Raw genomic sequence first — 26,613 nt, 5'->3', positions numbered from 1 at the left:
GCGGGGGCCGGGACGTCGCGACGGCACCGGCGGTGGCCCCGCCTCCACCGGCGAGGTGCCGGCACCGGCGGGGCCACCGCTTCCGCTCACCCCATCGGCTTGGGGCGGATCAGGGCGAAGACCGCGCCCTGCGGGTCGGTGAGCACGGCCATCCGGCCGGCGACCATGTCGAACGGCTCCACGATCGCGTTGCCGCCGCCGGCGGTGACCTTGGCGACCGCCGCGTCCGGGTCCGCCACCGCGAAGTACGTCAGCCAGTGCGAGGGAGTGTCGGCCGGCAGGTGCTCCGGCATCGGCTGCATGCCGCCCACGGCGCCCCCGTTCACCTGGAGCGCGTAGTAGTGCTCCACGCCCTCCAACGTGGCGGATTCGATGCCGAAGGCCGCGCGGTAGAAGGCGGAGGCGGCCGACCGGTCGGAGGTGTTGAGCTCGTTCCAGATCAGCGCGCCGGCCTCGTTGACGACACCGGCACCGGGGAAGTCGACCGCTTGCCAGACGCCGAAGACCGCACCGGTGGGGTCGGCGGCGATGAACATCCGACCCAGCGACATCACGTCCATGACCGGCATCAGCACGGTGCCGCCGGCGGACTCCACCGACCGTTGACTGGCCTGTGCGTCGGCGCTGGCCAGGTAGGTGGTCCAGACGGTCGGCGGGGCGGGCTGGTCGCCCATCGCGACCGCGGCCATGATGCCGGCCACCGGCCTGCCGTTCAGGTGGCAGACCGCGTAGCCGCCGGTCTCCGGAGGGCCGACCTCCCCGCGCCAGCCGAGGAGCTCGGAGTAGAAGTCGATGGCGGCCTTCTGGTCGGGGGCCGCCAGGTCGACCCAGCAGGGTGTCCCGGGTGCGTAGGGAGTGGTGACGTCGGGCATCGGTGCCTCCTCGGCGCGGAGTGTCAGCTGCCCAGCGGCAGCGCCCGGCGGCCGGTCGGGCTGCGGCCGCCCCCTCTCCACATTTGCCGCCACCCGCCGCCCCCGCCACTCGGGGCGGCGTCCGGCCAGCTCACGCCGCCGCTTCGCCGCGCCGACCGGCACCCGGGACCGCGGACGCGCGGCGGCGCCGCCCGCCCCGGACGGGACGGACGGCGCCGCTGCGGGGCCGTGAGGCCACTGAGCCACTGGGCCACGTCGAACGCGGCCGGGTCGGAGCCTTCAGACCACGTCGAACGCGGCCGGGTCGGGGCCGAGGCGGTTGCCGGAGTCCAGGCCGGCCAGGGCCGACAGGTCGGCGTCGTCCAGCGCGAAGCCGAAGACGTCGAAGTTCTCCCGGATCCGCGAGGGGGTGGCGGACTTGGGGATCACGACGTTGCCCAGCTGGAGGTGCCAGCGCAGGACCACCTGGGCCGGCGTCTTGCCGTGCTTCTCGGCGATCTTGGCGATCGTCGCGTCCTCCAGGAGGCCCCGGCCCTGGCCCAGCGGCGACCACGCCTCGGTCGCGATGCCGTGCCGGGCGTGGAAGGCGCGGGACTCGCCCTGCTGGAGCTGCGGGTGGAGCTCGATCTGGTTGACCGCCGGGACGACGGAGGTCTCGCCGAGCAGCCGCTCCAGGTGCGCGGGCAGGAAGTTCGACACCCCGATGGCCTTCGCGCGGCCCTCGGCGTAGATCTTCTCGAACGCCTTGTACGTGTCGACGTAGGTGTCGCGGGAGGGCAGCGGCCAGTGGATGAGGTACAGGTCGACGTAGTCCAGCCCGAGCTTGGCGAGCGAGGCGTCGAACGCGCGGAGGGTGGCGTCGTAGCCCTGCTCGGAGTTCCACAGCTTGGTGGTGACGAAGAGCTCCTCGCGCGGGATGCCGGAGGCGCTGAGCGCCTTGCCGGTGCCCTCTTCGTTCCCGTAGATGGCCGCGGTGTCGATGCTGCGGTACCCGGCCTCCAAGGCGTGGCCGACGGCGGCGAACGCCTCGTCGTCGGGGATCTGCCAGACACCGAAACCGAGCTGGGGCATCGTGACGTCGTTGTTGAGCGTGATGGACGGAACCGTGCTCACGGGGGATTCGATCCTTACGTCGGTTTTCGTGTTCTGTGCCGACAACGATCATCCGTCCTCGGACATTCCCGCGCACGCGGAAGGATTTCGCCCGCGGGTCCGCCCGCCCCGGCTCACCCCCGGTACAGCGCGTCCACCTCCGCCTCGTACGCCGTCTCGATGGCCTTGCGCTTGAGCTTGAGCGAGGGCGTCAGCAGCCCGTGCTCCTCGGTGAACTGATGGGCCAGTATCCGGAACGTGCGGATCGACTCGGCCTGGGAGACCAGGGTGTTGGCGGCGACCACGGCGCGCCGGACCTCGGTCTCCAGGTCGGGGTCGCGCACCAGGTCGCGCGGCGGCATCTCCGGCTTGCCGCGCATCGTCAGCCAGTGGGCGACCGCCTCCGGGTCCAGCGTCACCAACGCCGCGACGAACGGCCGGTCGTTGCCGACGACGATGCACTGGGCGACCAGCGGATGCGCCCGCACCCGCTCCTCCAGCGGCACCGGCGAGACCGACTTGCCGCCCGAGGTGACCAGGATCTCCTTCTTCCGGCCGGTGATCGTCAGGTAGCCGTCCTCGTCCACCGCGCCGAGGTCCCCGGTGGCGAACCAGCCGTCGTGCAGCACCGCGTCGGTGGCCTTGGCGTCGTTGTGGTAGCCCTGGAAGACCTGGCCCCCGTAGAGCCAGATCTCGCCGTCCTCGGCGAGATGGACGGTGGTGCCGGGGATCGGGGTGCCGACGGTGCCGAACCGGGTCCGCTCCGGCGGGTTCGCGGCGGCCGCCGCGGTGCTCTCGGTCAGGCCGTAGCCCTCGAAGATCCGGACGCCGGCGCCGGCGAAGAACAGGCCGAGCCGGCGTTCCATGGCCGAGCCGCCGGACATCGCGTGCCGCACCCGCCCGCCCATCGCGTCGCGGACCTTGCTGTACACCAGCTTGTCGAAGAGCTGGTGCTGCATCCGCAGGGCGGCGCCGGGGCCGGAGGCGGTGCCGAACGCCTTGTGCTCCAGCGCCTCCGCGTAGCGGACCGCGACCTCGACCGCCTTGTCGAACGGGCCGACCTTGCCGTCGGTCTCCGCGCGCCGCCGGGCCGCGGCGAACACCTTCTCGAAGATGTACGGCACCGCGAGGATGAAGGTGGGGCGGAAACTCTGGAGGTCGGGCAGGAGCGCACGGGCCGCGAGCTCCGGCTGGTGCCCCAGCTTGACCCGGCCACGGACCGCCGCGACCTGCACCATCCGGCCGAAGACGTGCGCCAGCGGCAGGAAGAGCAGGGTCGCCGCCTCGTCGCCGGGCTTGGAGCGGAAGACCTTGTCGTACCGCAGCACGATGTTGTCCGCCTCGGCCATGAAGTTGGCGTGGGTGATCACGCAGCCCTTGGGGCGGCCGGTGGTGCCCGAGGTGTAGATGATCGTCGCGACGGCTTCCGGGGTGACCGCCATCCGGTGCCGGTGCACCACCTCGTCGTCGATGTGCGCGCCGGCCGCCGTCAGCTCGGCCACCGGGGCGGCGTCCAACTGCCACAGTTTCCGCAGCTGGGGGAGTCTGCCGATGACCGAACCGATGGTCATCGCGTGGTCCTCGTGCTCCACCAGGCAGGCCGAGACCTCGGCGTTGTGCAGCATCCAGAAGACCTGCTCCGCCGACGACGTCGGGTAGAGCGGGACGGACTGGGCGCCGATCGACCACAGGGCGTAGTCGAAGAGGGTCCACTCGTAGCGGGTGCGGGACATGATGCCGACCCGGTCGCCGAACCGCACGCCCTCGGCGAGCAGGCCCTTGGCGAGCGCGATGACCTCGTCGCGGAACTGCTCGGCGGTGACGTTCTGCCACTGCCCCGCGGCGTCCTTACGTGCCAGCGCGGTCCGTCCAGGGTCGGTTTCCGCGTTGTCGTACACCGAGTCGGCCAGCCCGCCGACCCGGGGCGCGGTCGCCAAAGGGGGGACGGTGAACTCGCGCAATTGCCCAGCTCCTCGTGGTGCTCCTCACAAGGCCGCGACCGTACCCCACAGGGGCGGTGGGCGGGAGTGCGCTACCACGCCGTGCCGGGTGAGTAGCCGGAACCGGCCAGGCAGGGAAATCGGGTTACTTGGGGTAACCGCGGACAATATCCGGTCCATCCGTGCCCGGACGAACACCGGGTCGGGACCGGATCTGCACCGAATCTCTGCATCTGTCGCAACGTCAGAGCGGCCCGGAAACCCCCTCCCAGCTGCTGCGACGATCCGCGGGAGGTTCCCGGGAGATCTCGGGGAGCTACGGCATCTGCAGCCGGTCGCCGCCCGCCAGGATCGCCTCGGCCAGCGCCTCCGCCGGGCCGCGCGCCGCCCCCGCGCGCTCCCCGTGCAGCAGTGCGAAGTCCACCCCGCCCAGCTCCGGCAGCCCGGCCCGGGCCGGTATCCGCACCAGGCCCGGCGGGATCATCCCGAGCGTGTGGGCCATCACGCCCAGCCCCGCCCGGGTCGCCGCGATCAGCCCGTTCAGGCTTCCGCTGGTGCAGGCGATCCGCCACTGCCGGCCCTGGCCCTCCAGCGCCTCCAGGGCCCGCGCCCGGGTCACCGCAGGTGGCGGGAAAACGACCAAGGGGACCGGTCGCCGGGGGTCCAGGCGCAGCCGTTCGCCGCCCACCCACACCAGCCGGTCCCGCCACACCAGCCGGCCCTGCCGGTCCTCCGGCCGCCGTTTCGCCAGGACCAGATCGAGCCGACCGGCCGCCAGCAACTCGTGCAGGGTGCCGGACAGCTCCACGGTCAGCTCCAGGTCGACCTCGGGGTGGTCGCGCCGGAACCCCTCCAGCACCTCCGGCATCCGGGTCAAAACGAAGTCCTCGGACGCGCCGAAGCGCAGCCGCCCGCGCAGCCGGGTCCCGGCGAAGAAGCCCGCCGCCCGTTCGTTGGCCTCCAAGATGGTGCGCGCGAACCCCAGCATCGCCTCGCCGTCCTCGGTCAGCTCCACGGCGTGGGTGTCCCGGGCGAACAACCGCCGCCCGGCGGCGTCCTCCAGCTTGCGCACGTGCTGGCTCACCGTGGACTGGCGCAGCCCCAGCCGGTGCGCGGCCTGGGTGAAGCTCAGCGTCTGGGCCACGGCCAGGAACGTGCGCAGCTGCGCGGGCTCGAACACCGGTGACGCCTCCCTCTCGACGCGTCCCCACCGTCCCGCCGCGCGCGACCGTCGTGGCGGCGCTACCCGTTACCGCGGTCATTATCGCAGTTCATGATGACAGTGACCACGGTGAGAGGGGTTCCCGATCGCCGTTCCGCCCGGCAGTCTGGAGAGGGCACCGTCCATACCACCGTCCGTGAGTCGTCGACCCCGAAGAGAGACCATGCGCCGCCCTGTTTTCCGCCTGCCCTCCTGGCTCCCCGTGGACGGTTACATCCTCGCGTTGCTCGGCACGGTCGGGCTGGCCGCCCTGCTGCCGGCCCGCGGCGCCGCCGCCACCGCGGCGGACGGTGCCTCCACCGGGGCCGTCGCCCTGCTGTTCTTCCTCTACGGAGCCCGGCTCTCCACCCGGGAGGCGATGGACGGGCTGCGCCACTGGCGCCTCCACCTCACCACCCTGGCCTGCACGTTCCTGCTCTTCCCGGTGCTCGGCCTGGCCGCGCGCGGCCTGGTGCCCCTGGTGCTGCCGCCCGCCCTGTACACCGGCCTGCTGTTCCTGTGCCTGGTGCCGTCGACGGTCCAGTCCTCCATCGCCTTCACCTCCATCGCCCGCGGCAACGTCGCGGCGGCGATCTGCGCCGGCTCGTTCTCCAGCATCGTGGGCATCGTCCTCACCCCGCTGCTGGCCGGGCTGGTGCTGCACGGCGACGGCGGCGGCTTCTCCGCGCACTCCCTGGTGTCGATCGTCTGCCAACTCCTGCTCCCGTTCGTCGCCGGACAGGTCCTGCGGCGTTGGGTGGGCGGCTTCCTCACCCGGCACAAGAAGGTCCTCGGCTACGTCGACCGCGGCTCGATCCTGCTGGTCGTCTACGCCGCGTTCAGCGCCGGCATGGTGCAGGGCATCTGGCACCAGATCTCCCCGCTGCGGCTGCTGTGCCTGGTGGGCGTGGAGGCGGTACTGCTGGCGGTCATGCTGACGCTGACCTCGTACGGCGCGCGGAAGCTGGGCTTCCCGCGGGCCGACCGGATCGCGATCACCTTCGCCGGCTCCAAGAAGAGCCTGGCCGCCGGGCTCCCGATGGCCAGCGTCCTGTTCGGCGCCCAGGCGGGGCTGGCGGTGCTGCCGTTGATGGTGTTCCACCAGATGCAGCTGATGGTGTGTGCGGTGCTCGCCAAGCGGTACGCGGCACAGGTGGACGCCGAGGGGCGGCCGGTGGTCGGGTCCGGCGGGGCCGGACCCGACCGGGCCGCTCAGCGGCCGCCCGCCACCCGGTCCAGCGGCAGCCCGAGCACCAACGGGCCGGCCACCGACGCGTCGTCGACGCGCACCCGGGAGAGCTCGGCGTCGGTCAGGGCCCGTCGGTAGACGCGGACCTCCGCCAGCGCCCCGGTGAACTGGGCCCGGCCGTCCGGCCGCTGGCCCAGGTGCACGCCGAACGTCGTGGTCCGGCTGACCGACCCGGGGACGTCGGCGCTGCTGGTGGTCGCGGTGCCGTCCACGGTCAGCAGCAGCCGGCCGCCCGCCCGGCGCACCGCGACGTGGTGCCACTTCCCGTCGTTGGCGGCACCGACGCCGGAGACCTGGGCGGTGGCCGGCGGCCGGGCGCCGTCGACCGCCGTCAGCCGCGCGGTGATCCGGCCGTGCGCCGGATCGCCCTCGACGGCGACCTGCGGGGCCCGGCTGCCCACGCCGCCCATCCACAGCAGCGGTTGTTCGCCGGTGGTGGCGCGGTAGCGGAACCACAGGGTGCAGGTGAAGTCCGCGCGGCCCAGCGGGAGCGCATCGCGGTAGGGCAGGCGCACCGCGTCGTCGGTGCCGTCGAAGGACAGGGCGCGGCCGAACGGGCCGTCGGTGAGCCGGGCCCCGCCGAGCACCAGCGCCGGCCGGGCGCCGCGGGCCCGGTCGGGCGTGGTCGGGTCCGGGCCGCGGCGCGGTCCGAGCCACTGCTCGGTGAAGCGGGCGAAGCGGATCTCGTCCCGGGCGTCGGAGGCACCGCCCTCGTAGAGCAGGCCGGTGACGGTGGGGGAGATCGCGACCAGGTCGGAGTACCCGGACCAGTCGGTGGTGACCCGGGCGCCCCGGTCCACGCCCTCCCAGGTGCGGCCCTCGTCGTAGGAGGACCGGATGGTCATCGTCCGGCGGCGGTCGGGGTCGGCGGGGGCGGCGAGCAGGGTGCGGCCGGGCCCGCCGGCGCCGGTCGAGCGGGGCAGGCGCAGCGCCGACGCCTGCACCATCGGGGCGTAGAGGTCGGGGATGGCGCGGAAGGGGGTGGTGAAGGTGTCGCCGCCGTCCCGGCTGACCGCGGCGGTGCGGTTGCCGAGGTCGGTGCCGTCCTGGTCGCGGCCGTTGACGTAGAGCGAGCCGTCGGAGCGCTCCAGGAGGGTCATCTCCGACGGCTTCTGCCGGAAGGTGCCGTCCGGTGCGATCGGCCAGCTGTCCAGCGCGCCGACCTTCCAGGTGGCGCCCCCGTCGTCGCTGTGGACGAGGGCGGCGTGGTTGGCGGTGATCCGGTTGCCCGCGTAGCTCTCGGCGTTGACACCGAAGACCAGCCGCCCCGCGTGCCGTCCGTGGGCGAGCTGGATGCCGTGCACCGGCCCGGTGGCGTACCAGGAGTTCCACTGGCGCGGGCGGATGCTGCGGGTCAGGTCGCGGGGGGCGGACCAGGTGGCGCCGTCGTCGTCGCTGTACTGGAGGTGCGGGGTGCGGTCGCAGGGGACGTCGCAACTGAGGCCGTCGGTGCGGCCCTTGTTGTAGGTCTCGGCGAGGACGATCCGACCGGTACGGCGGTCCACCAGCGGTGCCGGGTTGCCGTGGGTGTCGCCGTCGCCGTGGTTGACGACCTCCAGCGGGCCCCAGGTCCGGCCGCCGTCGGTGGAGCGCTTGAGGACCAGGTCGATGTCGCCGGCGTCCCCGCAGTCGTGCACCCGGCCCTCGGCGAAGGCGAGCAGGGTGCCGCGGACGGTTCGCACGATGGCGGGTATACGGAAGCACGCGTAGCCGTTCTCGTGGGCCGCCTTGAAGAGGACCTGCTGCGCGAAGCCGCCCGACGGGGCGTCGGCGGCGGCCCGGGCGGGCGCGGTCGCCAGGGCGGTGAGCGCGGCGACGGTGAGCGCGGCGACGGCGGACGGGGCGCGGCGGCGCCGGGGTCTGCGGCGGGGGCGGGGGTGCGCGCGGAGATCTGACGTCATGGTCCGGCCTGCCCTTCGAGGCATCGGGTCGGGTCATCAGGACATCCAACGTCCTATGTGCAGATGCGACGGAAGCTACTGCCGTGCGGGGAGCGCGACAAGGAGCCTGCGTCGGTTCTCCGCGCCCGGCCCGGAATTCACTCTCCCGGGCCGGAAGCGCTGCGCCGTGTGCGCCGTGCGGGACCGGTGGGGCGGAGCCGGTGCGCCCGCTTCGGCCGGGGCCGCGGCCCCGGCCGGTCACGGCCTGAGCACCACCTTCCCGAGGTTGGCCCGCGCCTCGATGATCGCGTGGGCCTTCGCGGCGTCCGCCAACGGCAGTTCGGCGTGGACCACGGCGCGCAGCCGGCCGGCCGTGGCCAGCTCCCACAACTGCGACCGGTGCTGCGCGTACCGCGTGCGGTGCACGCTGGCGAAGCGCCGCATGGTCAGCCCGGTGATGGTCTTCGCGCCGGCGAGCAGCTCGTACGCCGGGACCGTGCCGCCGCCGGAGCCGAAGAACACCAGCCGCCCGCCCGGAGCCAGCGCGGCCAGCGCCCGCGGCAGCAGGTCCCCGCCCACCCCGTCCAGCACGACGTCGACCGGCTCGCCCCAGGACTCCCGGTCGTAGGTGACCACGTCGTCGGCGCCCAGCCCGTACAGGAACTCCGCCTTGGCCGGCGAGCTGACCGCGGCCACCACCCGCGACACGCCCTGGAGCTTGGCCAGTTGGACGGCGAGGTGGCCGGTGCCGCTGGCCGCCCCGGTGATCAGTACGGACTCGGTGGGGGACGGTGCGGCGGTGCTGAGCGCGGCCAGCGCCACGTGCCCGCTGCGCACCAACGCGACGGCCTGCACCGCGCTCGCGCCGTCGGGGATGCGACTGGCCAGGGCGGCCGGGGCGAGGGCCAGGTCGCCGTAGGAGCCGGTGAAGGTGAGGGAGGTGATCCGGTCGCCGACCGCGACGTCGGTGACGTCCGGGCCCAGGGCGATCACCTCGCCCGCGATCTCGCCGCCGAGCACGCCGGGCAGGGGGTCGCCGCCGCCCTTGCCGTCGCCGCGCACCCGGCGCACCGACGGCAGGGTGACGCCGATCGCCTCGGTGCGGACGAGGAGTTCGCCGGGGCCGGGTGTCGGGTCCGCGGCCTCTTCCAGGCGCAGGACCTCGGGGCCGCCGTAGGCGTGGTAGCGGACACGGCGCACGGGCCGTCACCTCCGGGGAAGGGCGGTCGCACCGCGACCGGTTTCATTGGATGACCCAACGATACGCATGAACCGTTGGGGCTGCCAATGGTTTTTCGTGGGGGAACCCTACGTTGGTGGATCCCACGGATTCCCGGGTACGGTGCCCCCATGGCCGACACCCCCGCCCCCTACGCCCCCAGCCGGATCCGCACCCTGCCCAGTTGGCTGCTGGGCCGCGCCGCCGCCCGCGGCCACCGGCTCGTCGCCGAGGCGCTCGCCACCGAGGGCCTGCGGATGATGCACCACGCCGTGCTGTGCGCGGTCGCCGAACTCGGCCCCGTCTCCCAGGCGGAACTGGGGCGGACCGTCGGCATCGACCCCAAGGACATCGTCGCGCTCGTCAACGACCTCCAAAAGGACGGGCTGGTCACCCGCACCCCCGACCCCGAGGACCGCCGGAAGAACGCCGTCGGGATCTCGGCGGAGGGGGAACGGCGACTGCACCGCACCCAGCGGCTCGGCGACGAGGCCAACGCCGCACTCACCGCCGCACTGACCGACGAGGAGCGCGCGCAACTGATCGCCCTGTTGACCCGGATCGTGGCGCCGGGGGAATGAGCCCCGGGGCCGCGCCGCCGAGGTGCGCCGGGCGGCCTCAGTCCGCGCTTGCCGTGGTGCCCAGCGCCAGCCGGTGCGCGCCCGCGTAGACGTTCATCGACTTCCCGCGGAGGAAGCCGACCAGGGTCAGCCCGCTCTCGACGGCGAGGTCGACGGCGAGCGAGGACGGTGCGGAGACCGCGGCCAGCACCGGTATGCCGGCCATCACGGCCTTCTGCGCCAACTCGAACGAGGCCCGCCCGGAGACCATCAACACGCAGGACGACAGCGGCAGCCGACCGTCCTGCAGCGCCCGCCCGACGACCTTGTCCACCGCGTTGTGCCGCCCCACGTCCTCGCGGACGTCGAGCAGTTCGCCGTCCGCGGTGAAGAGCGCCGCCGCGTGCAGCCCGCCGGTCCGGTCGAACACGCGCTGGGCGGCCCGCAACCGGTCGGGCAGGCCCGCCAACGTCTCCGGGGCTATCCGCGGCGCGGGCTCCGCGGCCGCCTCCAGGCTCCAGCGGGCCGTCGTACGCACCGCGTCCAGACTGGCCTTGCCGCACAGCCCGCACGACGACGTCGTGTAGAAGTTCCGCTCCAGCGTGAGGTCGGGGACGGCGACCCCGGCCGCCAGCCGGACGTCCACGACGTTGTAGCTGTTGCCGCCGGTGGTCTGCTCGCCGTCCGGTCCGAGGGCGCCGCCGCTCGTCGCGCCCGCGCAGTACACGATGTTCGCCAACTCGTCGGCGCGCGCCAGGACGCCCTCGCTGACCAGGAAGCCCGCGGCCAGCGCGAAGTCGTCGCCCGGGGTGCGCATGGTGATCGCCAGAGACTTGCCGTTCAGCCGGATCTCCAGCGGCTCCTCGACGACCAGGGTGTCCGGGCGGCTGCTCACCGCACCGTCGCGGATCCGGATGACGCGGCGTCGCTCGGTGACCCGTCCCATGTCTGATCAGCCCCGGTTCTGTCTGCGGTGGTGGCCGTGGTCGCCGATGTCCCTTGTCCGGCGCGGGCGTTCGTCCGCCTCCGCCGTGCGGACCGTCCGGCGGGTCACCGCGGTGGCCTGTGGCGGAACGGAAGCGCTCAGTAGACTGTAGACGATAGCCAATCACGGAGGGGACCCCGATGCTGCCCAGAGGTCTGCCGCAGGGCGCCGTACCGAAGCTCGAACGTCCCGGACCGCTGCGCGAGCGCGTCTACGAGGCACTGCTCGACCTGATCACCACCCGTGCGCTGCGCCCCGGCCAGCACCTGGTCGAGAGCGAACTGGCCGGTCACCTCGGGGTCTCCCGCCAGCCGGTCCGCGAGGCGCTCCAGCGGCTGAACACCGACGGCTGGGTCGATCTGCGCCCCGCCCAGGGCGCCTTCGTCCACGAGCCGACCGAGGCGGAGGCGGACCAGCTCCTGACGGTCCGCACGCTGCTGGAGGCCGAGGCCGCCCGGCTCGCCGCGACCCATGCCGACCCGGCCGGGATCGCCGCACTGGAGCGGCTCTGCGAGCAGGGCGAGCGCGCCGTCCAGGACGACGACGTCGACGCCGCGGTGGCGCTCAACGCGGCGTTTCACGCCAAGGTGACCGAGCTGGCCGGCAACGCCGTGCTCGCCGAACTCGCCGCGCAGGTCGGACGCCGGGTGCGCTGGTACCACACCCCGGTCGCCCGGCAGCGCGGCCAGCGGTCCTGGGTCGAGCACCGCGAGCTGATCGCCGCGATCGCCGACGGCGACGGGGACCGCGCCACCTCCGTGATGCGCGCGCACACCGAGCACACCCGGCGGATGTACCACGAACGCGACCGCGAGGACGCCTGAGCCGGCCGCTACCGCGGATGGCCGATCCTCGCCCCTGCCGTCGGTGCCCCGTCCGATCCGCGAGACCAGCGGCGAGGACCGGCCCGCCGACGGGTAGGGTGCAGGCGATCACGCACCAGCTGATCACGGACGCACCACCACGAACCGACCAGGAACGGCGAGACGCACATGAGCGAAGGGACAGCACCGGCGGCCGGCGACGCGGCCTCCGTCGCGGACGAGGCGGCCCGCGAGCGGCTGCTCTACCTGCGCGGCAGCATCGACAACCTCGACGCCGCGCTGGTGCACCTGCTCGCCGAGCGCTTCAAGTGCACCCAGCAGGTCGGCGAACTCAAGGCCCGGCACAGCCTGCCGCCCGCCGACCCGGCCCGCGAGGCCGCCCAGATCGACCGCCTGCGCCGCCTGGCCGAAGACGCCCGCCTGGACCCGGCGTTCGCCGAGAAGTTCCTCAACTTCATCATCGGTGAAGTGGTCCAGCACCACCGCGCCATCGCCGACCGGGCCGTGAGCGGCGGCGACGCGAAGCCGTTCTAGCCCGCGCCCCGCACGTCCGGTCCACGCCCGGGTCCCGCCCCGGGGTGCGCCGCCGGGACAGCGAGACGCCCCGCCCCTGCCGCAGCAGGGACGGGGCGTTCGTCGTGCGGGCGCCGCGCGGGCGCGACCGTCAGTGGTGCGTGCGGGCGGTCCGGCGGACCGGGGCCTTGGGCGCGCCGCCCTGGGTCGGCTTCAGCTTGTCCGCGGTCTTGGCGACGGCGTTGACCACGGCGGCGACGTTGACGTTGGGCTTCTTGACGACGCCCTTGGAGACCGTGTCGTTGTTGAGGAGGTTGTCGGCGGCTGCCGCGACCCCCCGGTGGCCGTCGGCGAACGCGGGGGCGGCGACGCCCAGTGCCATCACCGCGCCGGCAACAACCGCAGCGGCCTTGGAGTACGTCATGGTGGACAGTCCCTTTCTGGGTCAGTGATCGAGCGGTGTCTTCCGCCGGCGCGACGGACGTACCGGCCGGGCACTCTCGCGCCCGGCACGCTCCCCGTCGGCACTGACCCAAACGGACGTGCCGCCCCCAGGACACGGCACGGTTCCCAACTGCCCTGGAAAGCACCCGAACGTGTCGCCGCCCGCTCATGTCATTTCGCGGCTGATCGGCCGGGGGTTGGGCGCCACGTCCCGCAGGCGGGGGCGGCCCGGCTGGTGCAGCAACAACGTGAACGCCGCCGCCACCAGGGACAGGCCGCCCGCCAGCAGGTACGCGCCGTCGTACCCCCAGGCACCGACCACCATCGAGCCCAGTCCGCCGCCGAACAGACCGCTGATCAACTTCCCGCTGTAGACCAGTCCGTAGGTGGAGGCGTTGTAGTTCTCGCCGAAGTAGTCCGGGGTCAGGGCCGCGAAGAGCGGATAGAAGGCCCCGCCGCCGAAGCCGGAGAGGAAGGCGAAGACCAGGAACAGCCACTGGCTGTGGAGCTCCCCGGCCCACAACACCCCGAACTGCGCCAGGCCCAGGACCACGATGACCACGACCAGGGTCGTCTTGCGGCCCCACAGGTCCGACAGCCAGCCGACCGCGGCCCGCCCGACGCCGTTGACGACCGACATCACGCCCATCGACGAGGCGGCGACCAGCGGGCCGAACCCCACCTCCTTCGCGAAGTCCACCTGGAACGAGATCCCGAAGATCGAGACGCCGGCGGTCAGCACCACACTCACCCACATCAGCGGGAGCATGCCGCTGCGGATCGCCTCCTTGGGCGTGAACTGGCGGACCGCCGGCGGGTTCTTCACCAGGTAGGAGGGGCGCCGCCCGGGGTCGTCGGTGTGCGGCGGGGCGACGTCGACGGGCCACCAGTTCTTCGGCGGGTCCTTGAAGAACCAGGCACAGCCCGCGACCACCAGGAGCACGTAGACCCCGATGCCGTCCAGCACCTCGGTGACGTCCGAGGTGTCGAAGGCGTAGTTGAAGACGAAGATGAACGGCAGTGCGCCGTAGGCGAATCCACCGTTGACGAATCCGGTCTTCGCGCCGCGCCGTTCCGGGAACCACTTGCCGACCATGTTGATGCAGGTGGCGTAGACGAGTCCGGAGCCGATGCCGCCGACGACCCCGAAGCCGCAGATCGCGGCCAGCACGTCGTGAAGGTGCCCCAGGGCCACGAAGCCCACCAGGCTGAGCGTCGCCCCGACGAACATGGCGCGGCGCGCGGTCAGCAGCCCCCGCTCCCGTAACCAGCCCGCGGGGAAGGCGATCCCGGCCTGGAAGAACACCCAGACGCTCAGGATCCAGAAGGTGTCGCTCTGGGACCAGCCGTGGGCGTGCGACAGGGTGCCCTCGGCCGATCCGTAGGCGTATTCGGAGACGCTGATGGCCATCATCGCCAACCACGGCAGATACACCATCAGTTTCCGTGAGTGACCGCCGAGCAGCTCCCGGTCGGTCTCCCCGATCCGGTACACCCGGCCCTTTGCGTCGGTGACCTCCCGATACGCGGTTCCCGCCGTCGCCGTGCCGTCCCGTGCGCCGTCGTCCATACCGTTCACCTCGGAATCGAAAAACCCGGTCAGCGCGCCCTCGGTCCGCTCTCCTGGTGCTCCAGGACGACGCCCTCAGGTGTCGAGCAGCCCCGCGGCCCGCGCCCAGCGGTACTTCGCGCCGAGCACCGCCACCGGCTTCTCGGTGGTGTACGGATAGGCGACGACGCCGTGCGCGAAGAGCCGGGCGGCCGCCTCCTCCACCTCGGTGTCCCCGGCCAGCGAGGCCACCACCGGCTTGTCGATCCCGCGCGCCCGGAACTCCTCGACGACCCGCCCGGTCAGCTCGGCGAAGACCGCCGGCGGAGTGACGAGGGTGTGCCAGTAGCCCAGCACCAGCGCATGGATCCGCGGATCGGAGAGCCCCAGCCGCAGTGCCGCCTCGTAGGTCGCCGGTGGCTCGCCGCCGGTGATGTCGATCGGGTTGCCGGCCGAACCGAACGGCGGGATCAGGCGCCGGAACGCCGCGTCGAGGTCCGCGGGGACCTCCATCAGCCGCAGCCCGTTGTCCACCAGCGCGTCCGACAGCAGCACCCCGGAGCCACCGGCGCCGGTGATGACCAGCACGTTGTCGCCCCGGGGGACGGGCAGGACCGGGAGCGCCCGGGCGTACTCCAGCAGCTCGTTCAGGCCCGGCGCGCGGATCACCCCGGCCTGCCGCAGGACGTCGTCGTAGACCGCGTCGTCGCCCGCCAGCGCGCCGGTGTGCGAGCCGGCGGCCCGTGCCCCGGCGCCGGTCCGCCCCGCCTTCAACACCACGACCGGCTTCTTCGGCACGGTCTCCCGGGCCGCCGCGACGAACGCCCGGCCGTCCTTGAGGTCCTCCAGGTGCATCGCGATGCAGTCGGTGTGCGGGTCCTCGCCGAAGTACGTGAGCAGGTCGTCCTCGTCGACGTCCGCCTTGTTGCCGAGCCCGACGATCGCCGAGACCCCGGTGCGGGTCGTCCGGGCGAAGCCGAGGATGGCCATCCCGATCCCGCCGGACTGCGAGGTCAGCGCCACCCCGCCCTTGACGTCGTACGGGGTGCAGAACGTGGCGCACAGGTCCTGCCAGGGCGAGTAGTAGCCGTAGATGTTCGGCCCGAGCAGCCGGACGCCCCACTCCGCGCCGATCGCCACGATCCGTTCCTGCAGCGCGTGTTCACCGGTCTCGGCGAAGCCGGACGGGATCAGCACGGCGTTCGGCACGCCCTTGCGGCCGACCTCCTCCAGCGCCGCCGGCACGAGGGGCGCGGGGATGGCGAACACCGCCACGTCCACCTCGCCCGGCACGTCCAGCACCGAGGGGTACGCCTTGCGGCCCAGGACGTCGTCGGCGGTGGGGTGCACCGGATGGATCTCGCCGGGGAAGCCGCCGTCGAGCAGGTTGCGCAGCACCGAGTGGCCGATCTTGCCCGGTGTGCCGGAGGCCCCGATGACCGCCACCGAGCGCGGGCGCATCAGCCGCCGCATCGCGGCGAGGATCTCGTCCCGACCGTGGCGCGGGCGCTGCGGCGGCGCCCCCGTGCGCAACAGGATCCGCACGTCCGCGGCCGTCGCGCCGTCCGCCGAGGCGAACACCGGATTGAGGTCGACCTCCGCCATCTCCGGGAAGTCAGCGGCCAGTTGGGAGGTGCGGACGATCAGGTCGACGAGCGCCGAACGGTCCACCGCCGGGCCGCCGCGCACGCCCCGCAGCACCTCGGCCGCCCGGATGCCGTCCAGCATCGACGCCGCGTCCGCGGCCGTCGCCGGCGCGAGCCGGAACGTGACGTCCTTGAGCACCTCCACCAGGACCCCGCCCAACCCGAACGCCACGACCTTCCCGAACGTCGGATCGGTGACCGCCCCGACGATCACCTCCTGCCCTTCCGTCACCATCTGTTGCACCTGCACGCCGACGATCCGGGCCTGCGGTGCGAACGCCCGCGCGTTCGCCACGATCGCGGTGAACGCGCCGCGCACCTCGGCCGCCGAGCCCAGACCGGTCCGCACCCCGCCGGCCTCGGTCTTGTGCGGGATGTCCGGCGAGACGATCTTCAACGCCACCGGGAAACCGATCCGGTCGGCGAGCGCCACCGCGTCCTCGACGGTCTCCGCCAGCCCCTCGGCCGGCACCGCGATCCCGTACGCCTCGGCGATCACCCTGCCCTCGGGCGCGGTGAGCACGGTCCGCCCCGCACCGCGCGCCGCCGCCAACACCCGTTCCACCGCGTCGCGTGGGGACCCCATCAGATCACTCCCGTCGTCTTCAACCGCTCCAACTCCGCCTCGCCCAACCCCAGTTCCGCGCCGTACACCTCGGCGTTGTGCTCGCCCAGCAGCGGCGAACGGTGCACCTCGACGGGGGAGTCGGAGAGCTTCAGCGGCGAACCGACCGTGGTGAAGGAGCCCCGCTGGGGATGCTCCACCTCGACCACCATCCCGTCGGCCGCCAGCGAGGGGTCCTCGATGATCTCCTTGGTCGACAGGATCGGCCCGCAGGGGACGTCGCGGGCGGTGAGCCTGGCCAGCACCTCCCACTTGGGCAGCGTGCCGCTCCACTCCTCGATCAGTTGGAACACCTTCGTCAGCTTGGGCAGCCGGGCCTCCGGCGTCGCCCAGTCCGGGTCCTCGGCCAGTTCCGGCCGGCCGATCAGCTCGGTCAGCGGCCGCCACCCGACCGGCTGCACGATCACGTAGACGTAGTCGTTCGGACCCCCGGGCGCGCACCTCACCGCCCACCCCGGCTGGCCGCCGCCGCTGGCGTTGCCGCTGCGCGGCACCTCGGTGCCGAAGTCCTCGTTCGGGTACTCCGTCAACGGGCCGTGCGCGAGGCGCTGTTGGTCGCGGAGTTTGACCCGGCACAGGTTGAGCACCGCGTGCTGCATGGCGACGTTGACCCGCTGGCCGCGGCCGGTCCGGGTGCGCTGGAAGAGCGCGGCGAGGATGCCCGCGACGCAGTGCACCCCCGTGCCGGAGTCGCCGATCTGCGCGCCGGTCGCCAGCGGCGGACCGTCCTCGAAGCCGGTGGTCGCCATCGCCCCGCCCATCGCCTGCGCCACCACCTCGTACGCCTTGAAACCGGTGTACGGGCCCTCGCCGAAGCCCTTGATGCTGGCGTAGACGATCCGCGGGTTGATCTCCTGGATGCGCTCCCAGGGGAAGCCCATGCGGTCGACCGCGCCGGGCCCGAAGTTCTCCACCAGGACGTCGCTGCGGGCGATCAGCTCGGTGAGCAGCTCCCTGCCCCGCGGGGTCTTGGTGTTCAGGGTGATGCTGCGCTTGTTGCAGTTGAGCATCGTGAAGTAGAGCGAGTCGGCGTCCGGGACGTCCCGCAGCTGACGCCGCGTGATGTCACCGCTCACCGCCTCCAGCTTGATCACGTCCGCACCGAGCCAGGCGAGCAACTGGGTTGCGGAGGGCCCGGACTGAACATGCGTCATGTCGAGGACGCGAATGCCGTCGAGTGCCTTGGACACGGCCGACCCCTCCTACTTGTACATGGTCTGGTTCATCGTTCCGGGGGCGTAGGCGTCCGGATCGATCCACACGTTGATCAGCGACGGCTTCCCCGACTCGCGGGCGCGCCGCAGCGCGGGGCCGATGTCGGCGGGGTCGCGGACCTCCTCGCCGTAGCCGCCCAGCATCCGCGCGAACGCGTCGTAGTGGACGTCGCCGAGGGTGTTGCCGACCCGCTCCCGCGCCGCGCCGTACTTGGCCCGCTGGCCGTAACGGATCTGGTTCATCGAGGAGTTGTTGCCGACGACACCGACGAACGGCAGGTCGTAGCGGACCAGCGTCTCGAAGTCCCAGCCGGTCAGGCTGAACGCGCCGTCCCCGAAGAGCGCCACCACCTCCTTCTCCGGCCGCGCCTGCTTGGCCGCGAGGACGAAGGGGACGCCGACGCCGAGCGTGCCCAGCGGCCCCGGATCCATCCAGTGCCCGGGCGACCTCGGCTGGACGACCTGACCCGAGAAGGTCACCACGTCCCCGCCGTCGCCGACGAAGAGCGAGTCCTCGGTGAGGAAGTCGTTGATCTCGCTGACCAAGCGGTACGGGTGGATGGGGGCGGCGTCCGACCGCAGCTGCGGCAACCGCTTGTCCAGCGCTACCTGTTCGGCGGTGCGCAGCTCGTCCAGCCACGCCTTGCGCTTGGCGGCGCCCGCGTCGATCCGCCCGGACGCGGCCTCCGTGACCGCCTTCAGGACCAGGCCCGCGTCGCCCACGATCCCCAGGTCGACGTCGCGGTTCCGGCCCACCGTGCGGTAGTCCAGGTCGATCTGGACCACCGTCGCGTCCGCCGACAAGCGCTTGCCGTACCCCATCCGGAAGTCGAACGGCGTCCCCACGATCACGATCACGTCGGCGTGCGCGAACGCGTACCGCCGCGACAGCTGGAAGTGGTGCGGATCCCCGGGCGGCAGCGTGCCGCGCCCGGCCCCGTTCATGTACGCCGGGACGTTCAGCGTCCGGACGAGCTCCACCGCGGCGTCGGTCCCGCGCGTCGTCCACACCTGGCTGCCCAGCAGGATCGCCGGCTTCTCGGCGCGGACCAGCAGGTCGGCGAGGCGCTGGACGTCGTCGGGGTCGCCCGGGGAGCGGGTCGAGGCCCGGTAGCGCCCGGCCCGAGGGACCCGGGCGGCGGCGGCCGGCACCTCGGCGTCCAGCACGTCGCGCGGGATCTCCAGGAACGACGGCCCCGGCGCCCCGTGGAAGCACTCCCGGAACGCCATCGACACCATGTCGGCGACGCGTGCGGTGTCCGGCACCGTCGCCGCGAACTTGGTGATCGGCGTCATCATCTCGACGTGCGGCAGGTCCTGGAGCGAGCCCATCTTGTGCTGGGTGCGCGCCCCTTGACCGCCGATCAGCAGCATCGGCGACTCGGCCCGGAAGGCGTTGGCGACCCCGGTCACCGCGTCGGTGGTGCCGGGGCCGGCGGTGACCACCGCGCAGCCCGGCCGCCCGGTGAGCCGCGCGTACCCGTCCGCGGCATGGGCGGCGACCTGCTCGTGACGGACGTCCACCACCTGGATGCCCTCGTCGACGCAGCCGTCGTAGATGTCGATGATGTGGCCCCCGCAGAGCGTGTAGACGACCTCGACGCCCTCCGCCTTGAGCGCCTTGGCGACCAGGTGCCCGCCGGAGACGAGGTCCTGGGCACCCGCCGCCCGGGTCACGTCCTGCGCGTGCGTTGCGTCGTCGGGCATGTGCATCGCTTCCTTTCGGACCGCCCGCGGTTGCCGCTGCCGCTGTGCCGTCGCGCACCCCGACGTCGAGTCCCACGTGCACACCTCGACGGCACGAGAAGAACGACCACGTCCCCACGGGAAGGGAGATTGAAGACTGTATACAGTCGTCAGTCGACGAATACTGTATGAACCCGTTATCCCGCATCACCCGGCCCTTGTCCAGAGGAAGCGTCGGCCGGCGAGGTGATCGCGCCACCCGACCGCCGGTCGTCCCACGGGTCGCCGCCCTCCGCCCGCGCCCCACCCGGACCTCACCGGCGCCTCCCCGCGAGCGCCGCCGCCCGCCCCGCGCGACACTCGCCCTATCCGGCGCCGCGCGCCTCGCCCCGTCCGTCCCCGGCCCGGCCCCCGGTCGTGCCCCGACAACGGAGACACCGATGGCCCCCACCCCCGTCCCCGCTCCGCCCCCCACCCCCGACGAGGCCCCGCCCCTGATCCGCAAGCCCGGCACCTCCTGGTCGGACGCCTGGCAGCGCAGCCTGGCGGTGGCGCCCGAGGCGTTCCACGGCGACCAGGCCGGCAACCTCTGGGCCGGCACCTGGCACCGGGACGGCCACCCGCAACCCGCCGCCAGCCCCGTCGACGGAACCCCGATCGCCGGCCCGCCCCGCCTCGACGCGGACGCCGCCCTGCGGGCCGTGCGCGCCTCCCTCGACCAGCACCGCGCCTGGCGCGACATCCCGCTGCCCGAGCGGAAGGCCCGGATCACCGCCACCCTCGACGCCCTCGCCGCACACCGCGAACTCCTCGCACTGCTCCTGGTCTGGGAGATCGGCAAGCCCTGGAAGCTCGCCCAGGCCGACGTCGACCGCGCCATCGACGGCGTCGGCTGGTACGTCGCCGAGAGCGACCGGATGCTGGTCGGCCGATCCCCGCTGCCCGGCCCGGTCAGCAACATCGCCAGCTGGAACTACCCGATGTCGGTCCTCGTCCACGCCATGCTCGTTCAGGCACTGGCCGGAAACGCCGTCATCGCCAAGACGCCCACCGACGGCGGCCTGGTCTGCCTCACCCTCGCCAGCGCCCTGGCCGCCCGCGAAGGCGTCCCGATCACCCTGGTCAGCGGCAGCGGGAGCACCCTGTCCCCCTCCCTCGTCCGCTCACCGGAGATCGGCTGCGTCTCCTTCGTCGGCGGCCGCGACACCGGCGCCCGGGTCGCCACCGCCGTCGCCGACCTCGGCAAGCGCCACGTCCTCGAACAGGAGGGCCTCAACACCTGGGCCGTCTGGAACTTCAGCGACTGGCCCGCCCTCACCCCCCAGCTCCGCAAGACCTTCGACTACGCCAAGCAGCGCTGCACCGCCTACCCCCGCTTCGTCGTCCAGCGCGACGCCTTCGCCGACTTCCTCGCCGCCTACCTCCCCGCCGTCCGCAGCGTCCGCTTCGGCCACCCCCTGGCCGTCCCCGACCCCGCCGCCCCGCTCCCCGACCTCGACTTCGGCCCCCTGATCAACGCCACCAAGGCCAAGGAACTCGCCGACCTCACCACCGAGGCGATCTCCCGCGGCGCCGTCCCGCTCCACCGCGGCACCCTCGCCGACGGCCACTTCCTGCCCGCCCAGGACACCTCCGCCTACCTCCCCCCGACCACCCTCCTGGCCCCGCCCCCGTCCTCCCCGCTGCACCACGCCGAACCCTTCGGCCCCGTCGACACCATCGTCCTCGTCGACACCGAGGCGGAACTCCTCGCCGCCATGAACGCCAGCAACGGCGCCCTGGTGGCCACCCTCTCCTGCGACAACGAGGAGACCTTCGACCGCCTCGCCCCACAGATCCGCGCCTTCAAGGTCGGCCACAACGCCCCCCGCTCCCGCGGCGACCGCGCGGAACTCTTCGGCGGCTTCGGCAACTCCTGGCGCGGCGCCTTCGTCGGCGGCGACCTCCTCGTCCACGCCGTAACCCAGTCCCCCACCCCCGAACGCCTCCCGGGCAACTTCCCGGAGTACCAGCTGATGCCTTGAGGGGGTGTGTTGGGGGGCGCGCAGTGGGGGTGGTGGGTGGTGGGTGGTGGATGGCGGGTGGTGGGGGTGATCTGTGGTGCGTGGTGCGTGGTCCGGGGCGGCGGGGCCAGCGGGTGCGCCGCCGTCCCTCCCGGCCTCCTTCCCTCGCATCTACAGCCCATAAGTTCGACTTATGCCCGGCATGGATACGCAGGTGAAAGCCACTCCGAAACCTTGGTATTGTTATCCATGTCGCCGCGGGGAACGCCCCGCGAAGATCACCTGAGTCCGGGTGGCGGAATGGCAGACGCGCTAGCTTGAGGTGCTAGTGCCCTTTATCGGGCGTGGGGGTTCAAGTCCCCCCTCGGACACCAGCTGAGACCCCACTTCATGTGGGGTTTTCTGCATTTCTAGGCAGTGGCGTGACCAACCACGTGACCAACGGCCCAGAGAGTTGCCTGGTCAGACCAGGGATGACAGGCCGAGCCTGTTGGCTCCGGAGGCGGCGAGCTTCCGGGCTCCGTTCTTACGTGAGTGCCCGTAGCGGGCCATCGTGTAGCCCGGCGAGTGGTGCCGGACGTTCGCGGAGACCTCGACGGGGTTCTCCCCGGCCTCCAGATCGTTCGTGACCTTGCTGTGCCTCCAGTCGTGGATGCGGAACTTCTCGGGCAGCTTCAGGCGGGTGCGAAGGGTGCGCCAGCGTGCCGAGACCTTCTCGGGGTCCTGGGGGCCGCCTGCTTCGCCCCGGTAGAGCTTGAAGCCGTCGCGGGCGAACACGAGATCGTGATCCGTCCACGCCGAACCGAGCCGTTCCCGCTCCGCCTGTTGGCGCTCCTTCTGCCACTTGAGGACGTTCATCACGGACTGGTCCACGTAGATCTTGGCGTTGGCGTCGCCGTCCTTGGTGAGCTTCCGCAGCCGGTAGGTATTGCCTTCCTCGACCACCACCCAGCCTAGTTCGATGGAGCCTTCCTCCCAGTTGATGAGATGCCTGCTGGAGTTCTCCATACACATCGGATGGCAGGTGACGGGCTTGGAGCATCCTTGGGGCGACGTCCTCTCGCACTCCCCGACGCGCTGTTACGTGTGCAGGGAAGTGTCCTGACTGGTTGTCAGTGGTGGCCGCTAAAGTGCCCCCCTATCGGAGTCAGGAGGGGTGGCATGGCAAGGGGGCGGTTCTACATATGGGTTCACATGGCGGTTCTTTTCGCCCATGGCGGGCGTTGTGTCTACTGCGGTGCGGAGTCTCGCGTAATGGATCACGTGATCCCACTCGCTGCCGGGGGAGAGGATACTTCGAAGAACCTCGTCCCGGCCTGCGACGATTGCAATCTGAGCAAGAGCGACAATTCGCTTCCTCAGTGGATCATGCGTAGAGAGTTCCAACGCCCTGCGGCAAGAATTAGAAAGCCGCTGGGAGAGGCGACTCTCCTAGACCAATATCAAGACGCGCACCAGGAGTGCGTTCGGACGATCCGTCGTGTTCAGTCTGTGTGTGCAGAGATAGCGGACCCCGCACGACGCAGATGGTTTCAACGTCGATTCCCCGCGCAGCGCGCCCCGAGGGATAGGGATGAGGTCTACTCCTTGCGGCACAGGGCCGTCGATCAAGTGAATGAAGCTCACCTCTCTGATTTCTCTACGCCGCCACGGCCAATAGAGCCAGATCCGTCTGAATGGAGCGACGTGCTAGACGCGTTCTTTGGCGCAAAGTAGCGCCACCAGTCAGGCGAAGAGGGTTCGACTTCACCAGCGTCGAGCCCTCTTTCACGCTCCCATATTTTGATTGGCTAACCCGGTTCGAGGAAGGCACCCCCGGTGGGTCCTATTCGCTTCCTAATTCCCATTACCCCCACCATTGAATTCACATGAGTAATGCTCTAGTTATCCATACGTTACCGTTCCGTGATTGATGATGGGCAGAGTTGATCTCGCACCGCACCACTGAATGCGGAGGTCGTTAGAGCAGCGCTCCGGCCACTCGCTGAGACTTCACCTGTCAGACTGAATCAAAGGAATGCAGCGCCGTGCGTAAAACCGTCGTCATCGAAGTTCAGCGCCTCTACTGCGATGCCCACATAGCCCGCGACGGAAGCGAGGTGGAGGCAACCAAGACACTGGCTCTCGGGGACTCCACGTGGCATTTGTGCCTTGAGCACAACGTGACCTTCGGTCGGTACCTTGTGGACGCTCTTGGGGTGCCGGAGGACACTTCGGCCGAGCCTGCCCCGGCAACTCCCGAGCCTGAGCCCGTGGCAGTTGTTGAGCCTGTGCAGACGGATGAGCCGTCGTCCGTGGTTGAGCCCGACCTCCACACCGAGGACGTGAGCGAGGAAGCGGCGGAGCCTGAGCCTGTGCAGTCCGTGATGCTGGCCGGTGAAGTTCCTGGCTATGACTGGCAGTCGGCGCGCGACGCGCTGAGGAACGCAGGCTATGAGGTGGTCGGACGTGCGGATGGCACGACCGTGCTCCTGGTCCTGGGCGAGCATGGCGAGCGCAATGGGCACAAGCTGCGCGACGCTAAGGAACGCGAGCTTCCCGTGATGGACGTGCGTGAACCGGGCCGCTTCAAGTCGGCTGTTCTGTCAGGTGAGTTCGTCGGCGGTGACCCGCTTCCTGAGCCTGCCAAGGTTGATCGGTCGGGCATGAGTGATCGGGAGCGTAACCGTGTGATCCGGTCATGGGCCCGCGAGAACGGTTGGCCCAACCTCCCCGTGCAAGGGCGTGTCCCGATGCAGGTACGCCACGCGTACGAAGTGGCCCACCGGGATGCATCCGAGGGGAAAGCGGCAGCGGCCTGAGCGCCGCCCCCGCTGTGCCGGGTGCTGAGTGCGCCCGGCCTCCCCGGCCAGAGGCCACCCAAGCAACCCTTTTCGAGACAGAGGCAACATGAGCACCCCCGTTCTGTACGGTCCCATCGGTCGCGCCGTTCGTAAGATCTCCCCGTTCCTGGAAGTGGACGCCCTGGGGGTGTACGTGGCCGCCCTGTCGATGTGGTCGGCCGCCATCGGCGGAACGGTCAAGGTCTCTTCCCGTGGCTCCGCTCGCCCTGTCCTGCTGTGGTCAGCCTTGGTCGCCGGAACGGGCAGGGGCAAGGGGACCGCGCTGCGGGCCGCGCTTCACGTCCTGGACAAGTCCTTGGGCCGCTTCCTGGCCACACACACCACCTCCGGGATCACGTCCGGCGCGAGCATGGTCAATCACCTGTGGGAGCAGCAAGAGGCCACGGCTGAGACCGAACACGGTCGGGACGTACGGGCGTTGGTGGTCGAAGAGGAGTGGTCGGAAGTGCTCCGCCGGGTCAAGCGCGACGCGTCGTTCACGACCAAACTCCGGACCGCCTGGGACGGCGCCACCCTCCGGAACACCACCAAGGAAGAGGCGCAGGAAGTACGCGACCCGGCCATGGTGCTCCATACACATGTGACGCCCTCGGACTGGGACAAGTACGTGGGGCAGAGCGAAGCGGCCGGAGGCTCCTACAACCGCATCCTCCCGTTCCTGCTCGGCTCGGTGCCGATGCTCGATGACGACCGCGTGAGCCTGCCCGACGTGGACGGTTGGGAACTGTCTGACGCCTACGCATGGGTCACCGCCCGGCCCCGCGTAATCACGCTCGCCGAAGATGCCCGGCCCATGTGGCGCATCGTGCGCCGGTACGCGCGCATCCTGGGTGAGACCTTGCCCGAAGCTCAGGCCGTGTTCATCGAGCGGACCGCAGAGCAAACGCTCAGGGTTGCGGCCTGCCTGGCCGCCTCCGAGTGCTCCGAGACCATCACGAACGAGATCCTGACGGCCGCCTTCACGCTCGTACGCCGCTCGGTACGCGACGCCGTAAGGCTCGCCGCAGGTCAGGGCGTATGTTCCGGGCGTCGGGAAGCTACACGCCAGCCGCTCAGCCTCGCGGACAAGGTCCGCGCCCGCATCGAACTCCGCGGAGGACGCGCCACGTCGTCTCAGGTGCTCCCTTACGTGGGAGCGTCGGCCGCTGAGGTCAAGGCACTGCCCGATGTGGTGGTGACCGTGGAACGGGAAGGGAAGACCGGTCGGCCGAAGACGGTCTTCACACTGCGCGGTGACACTCCCGTTCACGCAGAGCAGCCGAACGAGGCCCCAAAGCCCGAGCCGGCCAGCGCGGAGCGTGACGACGTGAAGCGGGCCACGGTCGTTCAGATGGCCGCCTACCGCCCCGCCCCCACGCAGGCCCCGGAGCCGCAGCCGGTGAAGCGGTCAGAACCGCTCGCCGACTCCAACCCGTTCCTGGCGCTCCTCTGAACCGCCCGAACAAACCAAAGAACGCTCCGCCGTAATCGGCGGGGCGTTCCTTTGCTTGCTCAGCGGTTCAGGTCCCGGCGGTCCTCCAGCATCTGCAACCCAGGAGCCAGAAGGTTCCGTTTGCCAGGACATGGCTGCTTCTCAGTGGTCCACACGTGCCAGCACGACATGCAGCGCTTCACCCCGGAGTGCTCCGGGTCGGCCTCCGCGCTACCGCTGCAATGCGGGCACTGGTACATGAGTCTCCCTACGCCGAGAGGTCGAACTCCCCCAGCTTGGCACCGCCCATGAAGTCGGTCCACTCCACGGCCGTGAACTCGACCGTCTGACCGGTCACGGAATTGCGGACCACCACCTTGCCGGGCACGTTGGTGGCGACTTCGACACACCTACGGTCGTTCGGGTCGTACTTGCACACACTCGACGTGCGGAACTCGAACTCGGGGACTGCGGTCATGTGCCTATCCCTTCGCTGTGCGTGCGGGGAATCGCTCCCCGCGCCGTCGTGCAACCCGCCCCGGCCGCTCGACCTGTCCAGGGTTTGCACCACCGGGGCGGGCGTTTGGGTGCTTCGGCTTCCCTGGGTCCGAAGCGGTTGCCCTCACTGCCCAGGGCAGCACCCCAGTTAAGGGGCGGACCGGGGCGAGAAACTGAGCCCGTCGGCTCAAACCGGGCACGTCTGCCCGTGCTCAAAGGCTAGGCCGGTCGGGGGACTTGCTACCCGCTCCTACCGCCCGGCGCCGCCGCCGTCACGGGAGGGACGGGAGTCTCAGACTCCGGGAATCACCACAGGTGCGACAGAACAGCCATTACGCCAACCCAAAGGCCAACCAAGA

General features: G+C 71.3%; 22 protein-coding genes and 1 tRNA gene. 9 read left to right on the top strand and 14 right to left on the bottom strand.

Annotation, left to right across the window (positions count from 1 at the left end; translation table 11 throughout):
* Nucleotides 1–86: 86 nt before the first annotated feature.
* The 4 genes from ACJ6WD_RS02740 to ACJ6WD_RS02725 all read right to left on the bottom strand — a co-directional run bounded on the left by ACJ6WD_RS02740 (nucleotide 87) and on the right by ACJ6WD_RS02725 (nucleotide 5,084).
* Nucleotides 87–872, bottom strand: coding sequence for a VOC family protein (locus ACJ6WD_RS02740; protein ID WP_233656295.1), 786 nt, complete (start codon nucleotides 870–872; stop codon nucleotides 87–89).
* 279 nt (nucleotides 873–1,151) lie between these two features.
* Complete coding sequence (locus tag ACJ6WD_RS02735) at nucleotides 1,152–1,985, bottom strand: aldo/keto reductase (RefSeq protein ID WP_038523026.1); 834 nt, start codon at nucleotides 1,983–1,985, stop codon at nucleotides 1,152–1,154.
* Between the two features lie 113 nt (nucleotides 1,986–2,098).
* Nucleotides 2,099–3,925 carry a long-chain fatty acid--CoA ligase gene (locus tag ACJ6WD_RS02730; protein ID WP_233656296.1) on the bottom strand — a complete coding sequence of 609 codons (1,827 nt, stop codon included), beginning with the start codon at nucleotides 3,923–3,925 and terminating at the stop codon, nucleotides 2,099–2,101.
* A 295-nt stretch (nucleotides 3,926–4,220) separates the two neighbouring features.
* Nucleotides 4,221–5,084, bottom strand: coding sequence for a LysR family transcriptional regulator (locus ACJ6WD_RS02725; RefSeq protein WP_233656299.1), 864 nt, complete (start codon nucleotides 5,082–5,084; stop codon nucleotides 4,221–4,223).
* Nucleotides 5,085–5,289: 205 nt separating this feature from the next.
* Here ACJ6WD_RS02725 and ACJ6WD_RS02720 point away from each other — a divergent pair, with 205 nt between their 5' ends.
* A complete protein-coding gene (locus ACJ6WD_RS02720; protein WP_233656301.1) occupies nucleotides 5,290–6,432 on the top strand; it encodes a bile acid:sodium symporter family protein in 1,143 nt (380 codons plus the stop codon).
* Here the strand turns inward: ACJ6WD_RS02720 and ACJ6WD_RS02715 are convergent.
* Together ACJ6WD_RS02715 and ACJ6WD_RS02710 are read right to left on the bottom strand one after the other, a co-directional pair.
* Nucleotides 6,318–8,255 (bottom strand): exo-alpha-sialidase, encoded by a 1,938-nt coding sequence (locus ACJ6WD_RS02715; protein ID WP_407615064.1) that lies wholly within the window; start codon nucleotides 8,253–8,255, stop codon nucleotides 6,318–6,320. The two genes, ACJ6WD_RS02720 and ACJ6WD_RS02715, sit on opposite strands and share 115 nt — an antisense overlap.
* A 237-nt stretch (nucleotides 8,256–8,492) precedes the next feature.
* Entirely contained in the window at nucleotides 8,493–9,434 is a 942-nt protein-coding gene (locus ACJ6WD_RS02710; protein ID WP_407615063.1) for a zinc-binding alcohol dehydrogenase family protein, read from the bottom strand.
* 150 nt (nucleotides 9,435–9,584) lie between these two features.
* Here ACJ6WD_RS02710 and ACJ6WD_RS02705 point away from each other — a divergent pair, with 150 nt between their 5' ends.
* Nucleotides 9,585–10,034 carry a MarR family winged helix-turn-helix transcriptional regulator gene (locus ACJ6WD_RS02705; protein ID WP_233656304.1) on the top strand — a complete coding sequence of 150 codons (450 nt, stop codon included), beginning with the start codon at nucleotides 9,585–9,587 and terminating at the stop codon, nucleotides 10,032–10,034.
* 37 nt (nucleotides 10,035–10,071) lie between these two features.
* Here the strand turns inward: ACJ6WD_RS02705 and fdhD are convergent, their stop codons facing one another.
* On the bottom strand, nucleotides 10,072–10,959 hold the full coding sequence (gene fdhD / locus ACJ6WD_RS02700; protein ID WP_407615062.1) for a formate dehydrogenase accessory sulfurtransferase FdhD: 888 nt from the start codon (nucleotides 10,957–10,959) through the stop codon (nucleotides 10,072–10,074).
* A 179-nt stretch (nucleotides 10,960–11,138) separates the two neighbouring features.
* Here fdhD and ACJ6WD_RS02695 point away from each other — a divergent pair, with 179 nt between their 5' ends.
* Together ACJ6WD_RS02695 and ACJ6WD_RS02690 are read left to right on the top strand one after the other, a co-directional pair.
* Complete coding sequence (locus tag ACJ6WD_RS02695) at nucleotides 11,139–11,822, top strand: GntR family transcriptional regulator (protein WP_233656306.1); 684 nt, start codon at nucleotides 11,139–11,141, stop codon at nucleotides 11,820–11,822.
* A 168-nt stretch (nucleotides 11,823–11,990) separates the two neighbouring features.
* The gene (locus tag ACJ6WD_RS02690) at nucleotides 11,991–12,356 is read left to right on the top strand and encodes a chorismate mutase (RefSeq protein ID WP_016574193.1); all 366 of its coding nucleotides are present in this window, start codon (nucleotides 11,991–11,993) and stop codon (nucleotides 12,354–12,356) included.
* A gap of 130 nt (nucleotides 12,357–12,486) precedes the next feature.
* Here the strand turns inward: ACJ6WD_RS02690 and ACJ6WD_RS02685 are convergent, their stop codons facing one another.
* The 5 genes from ACJ6WD_RS02685 to ACJ6WD_RS02665 all read right to left on the bottom strand — a co-directional run bounded on the left by ACJ6WD_RS02685 (nucleotide 12,487) and on the right by ACJ6WD_RS02665 (nucleotide 19,520).
* Nucleotides 12,487–12,759 (bottom strand): hypothetical protein, encoded by a 273-nt coding sequence (locus ACJ6WD_RS02685; protein ID WP_233656307.1) that lies wholly within the window; start codon nucleotides 12,757–12,759, stop codon nucleotides 12,487–12,489.
* Between the two features lie 186 nt (nucleotides 12,760–12,945).
* Nucleotides 12,946–14,349, bottom strand: a complete 1,404-nt coding sequence (locus ACJ6WD_RS02680) for an OFA family MFS transporter (protein ID WP_407615061.1) — start codon at nucleotides 14,347–14,349, stop codon at nucleotides 12,946–12,948.
* A gap of 75 nt (nucleotides 14,350–14,424) precedes the next feature.
* A complete protein-coding gene (locus ACJ6WD_RS02675; protein WP_407615060.1) occupies nucleotides 14,425–16,560 on the bottom strand; it encodes an acetate--CoA ligase family protein in 2,136 nt (711 codons plus the stop codon).
* A complete protein-coding gene (gene frc, locus ACJ6WD_RS02670) occupies nucleotides 16,560–17,789 on the bottom strand; it encodes a formyl-CoA transferase (RefSeq protein WP_308401717.1) in 1,230 nt (409 codons plus the stop codon). The genes ACJ6WD_RS02675 and frc overlap by 1 nt, the downstream gene beginning before the upstream one ends.
* 12 nt (nucleotides 17,790–17,801) lie before the next feature.
* Nucleotides 17,802–19,520 (bottom strand): thiamine pyrophosphate-binding protein, encoded by a 1,719-nt coding sequence (locus ACJ6WD_RS02665; protein WP_407615059.1) that lies wholly within the window; start codon nucleotides 19,518–19,520, stop codon nucleotides 17,802–17,804.
* Between the two features lie 419 nt (nucleotides 19,521–19,939).
* Here ACJ6WD_RS02665 and ACJ6WD_RS02660 point away from each other — a divergent pair, with 419 nt between their 5' ends.
* Both ACJ6WD_RS02660 and ACJ6WD_RS02655 read left to right on the top strand, forming a co-directional pair.
* Entirely contained in the window at nucleotides 19,940–21,523 is a 1,584-nt protein-coding gene (locus ACJ6WD_RS02660) for an aldehyde dehydrogenase family protein (RefSeq protein ID WP_407615058.1), read from the top strand.
* A 265-nt stretch (nucleotides 21,524–21,788) separates the two neighbouring features.
* Nucleotides 21,789–21,876, top strand: a tRNA-Leu gene (locus tag ACJ6WD_RS02655).
* Nucleotides 21,877–21,964: 88 nt separating this feature from the next.
* Here the strand turns inward: ACJ6WD_RS02655 and ACJ6WD_RS02650 are convergent.
* The gene (locus ACJ6WD_RS02650; protein ID WP_233656313.1) at nucleotides 21,965–22,510 is read right to left on the bottom strand and encodes a hypothetical protein; all 546 of its coding nucleotides are present in this window, start codon (nucleotides 22,508–22,510) and stop codon (nucleotides 21,965–21,967) included.
* On the opposite strand from ACJ6WD_RS02650, the gene ACJ6WD_RS02645 reads away from it, so the two are divergent.
* The 3 genes from ACJ6WD_RS02645 to ACJ6WD_RS02635 all read left to right on the top strand — a co-directional run bounded on the left by ACJ6WD_RS02645 (nucleotide 22,490) and on the right by ACJ6WD_RS02635 (nucleotide 25,777).
* The gene (locus ACJ6WD_RS02645; protein WP_407615057.1) at nucleotides 22,490–23,218 is read left to right on the top strand and encodes an HNH endonuclease; all 729 of its coding nucleotides are present in this window, start codon (nucleotides 22,490–22,492) and stop codon (nucleotides 23,216–23,218) included. The genes ACJ6WD_RS02650 and ACJ6WD_RS02645 overlap by 21 nt on opposite strands.
* Nucleotides 23,219–23,529: 311 nt before the next feature.
* Complete coding sequence (locus ACJ6WD_RS02640) at nucleotides 23,530–24,303, top strand: Lsr2 family protein (protein ID WP_233656314.1); 774 nt, start codon at nucleotides 23,530–23,532, stop codon at nucleotides 24,301–24,303.
* Nucleotides 24,304–24,478: 175 nt separating this feature from the next.
* Entirely contained in the window at nucleotides 24,479–25,777 is a 1,299-nt protein-coding gene (locus ACJ6WD_RS02635) for a DUF3987 domain-containing protein (RefSeq protein WP_407615056.1), read from the top strand.
* Between the two features lie 247 nt (nucleotides 25,778–26,024).
* Here ACJ6WD_RS02635 and ACJ6WD_RS02630 read toward each other — a convergent pair whose 3' ends face one another.
* Nucleotides 26,025–26,234 carry a DUF397 domain-containing protein gene (locus ACJ6WD_RS02630; protein ID WP_331249565.1) on the bottom strand — a complete coding sequence of 70 codons (210 nt, stop codon included), beginning with the start codon at nucleotides 26,232–26,234 and terminating at the stop codon, nucleotides 26,025–26,027.
* Nucleotides 26,235–26,613 lie beyond the last annotated feature (379 nt).

It is taken from the genome of Streptomyces sp. VTCC 41912 (assembly GCF_045799175.1).
GTDB classification, from domain to species: domain Bacteria; phylum Actinomycetota; class Actinomycetes; order Streptomycetales; family Streptomycetaceae; genus Streptomyces; species Streptomyces albulus_C.
This window is presented reverse-complemented; position numbering and strand designations above follow the sequence as displayed.

Excerpts from the sequence above, each read along its gene's own strand:
- ACJ6WD_RS02740 (WP_233656295.1), bottom strand. The coding sequence starts at position 872 with ATGCCCGACGTCACCACTCCCTACGCACCCGGGACACCCTGCTGGGTC.
- ACJ6WD_RS02720 (WP_233656301.1), top strand. The coding sequence starts at position 5,290 with ATGCGCCGCCCTGTTTTCCGCCTGCCCTCCTGGCTCCCCGTGGACGGT.
- ACJ6WD_RS02715 (WP_407615064.1), bottom strand. The coding sequence starts at position 8,255 with ATGACGTCAGATCTCCGCGCGCACCCCCGCCCCCGCCGCAGACCCCGG.
- ACJ6WD_RS02705 (WP_233656304.1), top strand. The coding sequence starts at position 9,585 with ATGGCCGACACCCCCGCCCCCTACGCCCCCAGCCGGATCCGCACCCTG.
- fdhD (WP_407615062.1), bottom strand. The coding sequence starts at position 10,959 with ATGGGACGGGTCACCGAGCGACGCCGCGTCATCCGGATCCGCGACGGT.
- ACJ6WD_RS02695 (WP_233656306.1), top strand. The coding sequence starts at position 11,139 with ATGCTGCCCAGAGGTCTGCCGCAGGGCGCCGTACCGAAGCTCGAACGT.
- ACJ6WD_RS02690 (WP_016574193.1), top strand. The coding sequence starts at position 11,991 with ATGAGCGAAGGGACAGCACCGGCGGCCGGCGACGCGGCCTCCGTCGCG.
- ACJ6WD_RS02685 (WP_233656307.1), bottom strand. The coding sequence starts at position 12,759 with ATGACGTACTCCAAGGCCGCTGCGGTTGTTGCCGGCGCGGTGATGGCA.
- ACJ6WD_RS02680 (WP_407615061.1), bottom strand. The coding sequence starts at position 14,349 with ATGGACGACGGCGCACGGGACGGCACGGCGACGGCGGGAACCGCGTAT.
- ACJ6WD_RS02675 (WP_407615060.1), bottom strand. The coding sequence starts at position 16,560 with ATGGGGTCCCCACGCGACGCGGTGGAACGGGTGTTGGCGGCGGCGCGC.
- ACJ6WD_RS02665 (WP_407615059.1), bottom strand. The coding sequence starts at position 19,520 with ATGCCCGACGACGCAACGCACGCGCAGGACGTGACCCGGGCGGCGGGT.
- ACJ6WD_RS02660 (WP_407615058.1), top strand. The coding sequence starts at position 19,940 with ATGGCCCCCACCCCCGTCCCCGCTCCGCCCCCCACCCCCGACGAGGCC.
- ACJ6WD_RS02645 (WP_407615057.1), top strand. The coding sequence starts at position 22,490 with ATGCCTGCTGGAGTTCTCCATACACATCGGATGGCAGGTGACGGGCTT.
- ACJ6WD_RS02650 (WP_233656313.1), bottom strand. The coding sequence starts at position 22,510 with ATGGAGAACTCCAGCAGGCATCTCATCAACTGGGAGGAAGGCTCCATC.
- ACJ6WD_RS02630 (WP_331249565.1), bottom strand. The coding sequence starts at position 26,234 with ATGACCGCAGTCCCCGAGTTCGAGTTCCGCACGTCGAGTGTGTGCAAG.